Genomic DNA, 887 nt, shown 5'->3' with positions numbered 1-887 from the left:
ACAGTCTATAAGACCGACGTGACACCGCATTACATCGACGATGGTGAGATGTACAACATACGCTGGACTCTCAATTATGAGGTTTACTTTTATTTTGTTTTCACTCTGTGTCTGCTGATTAAACATCAGTTGATAGCTCTTTTATGCTGGCGCCAATTCCCAAACGAAATGCAACAAAGTAAATCCTTGGTCATACATAGATAAAATTACTGTAATGACCCCATAAGAGATACTGTTGTATGAAGGGAAAACATTTGAACTTACATGAGCGTTTTTATATCGAAAAACGAATAATTGACGGTGTTACTCAGGCCACTATTGCTAGAGAATTGGGGCTTTCTCGTTCAACTGTCAGCAGGGAACTCAAACGTAATACTGATCCCGCTTTCCATGGACTTTATTCTTGCAGAAGAGCCGATACCTTAGCGAAAGCCAGACGTCTCAATAAATCTACACGAGATGCATTTAATCAACAAACCCCGCAAACGCAGGATTTTATCCGTAAGGAGCTTGCTTTACATACCTCGCCAGAAGTTATCAGTGGAAGGCTACGTTTGAAGCATGGTGTTTCTGTCAGCCACGAGTTTCGCACAAAACTAATTTGGGTACGCTAATAAAACACGGATGTGCTCAGCAATAGCATTTTTGATTACGTCCCAATTTTGTTGATAAAGGGTTATTTTTTCAGATATACGACGTTTATGTTGTTCAAACCACGCAGAAATAGCGAGAAAAATATGATTTCTTTGCGCTCGGCTCGTGCGAGCCTGACAGCGTTCAATACCACAATTTTGTTTAACTTCTCGATGATAAACTTCAACAGACCAACGGGCATCCATGATAGATTTGACGTATTCACGGGTGGGATTCTCTTTGTTTGTTACTAT

General features: G+C 40.4%; 1 protein-coding gene and 1 pseudogene. One reads left to right on the top strand and one right to left on the bottom strand.

Annotation, left to right across the window (positions count from 1 at the left end; translation table 11 throughout):
• Positions 1–239: 239 nt before the first annotated feature.
• Positions 240–440: pseudogene (locus tag CBG25_RS19705) on the top strand (helix-turn-helix domain-containing protein); the annotation flags it as partial.
• A 156-nt stretch (positions 441–596) separates the two neighbouring features.
• On the opposite strand, the gene CBG25_RS19700 reads toward CBG25_RS19705, so the two are convergent.
• Positions 597–887: transposase (locus tag CBG25_RS19700; protein ID WP_290603789.1), on the bottom strand; the 291-nt coding region annotated here is incomplete at its 5' end.

The sequence above is a fragment of the Arsenophonus sp. ENCA genome, from assembly GCF_002287155.1.
Lineage (GTDB): Bacteria > Pseudomonadota > Gammaproteobacteria > Enterobacterales > Enterobacteriaceae > Arsenophonus > Arsenophonus nilaparvatae.
This window is presented reverse-complemented; position numbering and strand designations above follow the sequence as displayed.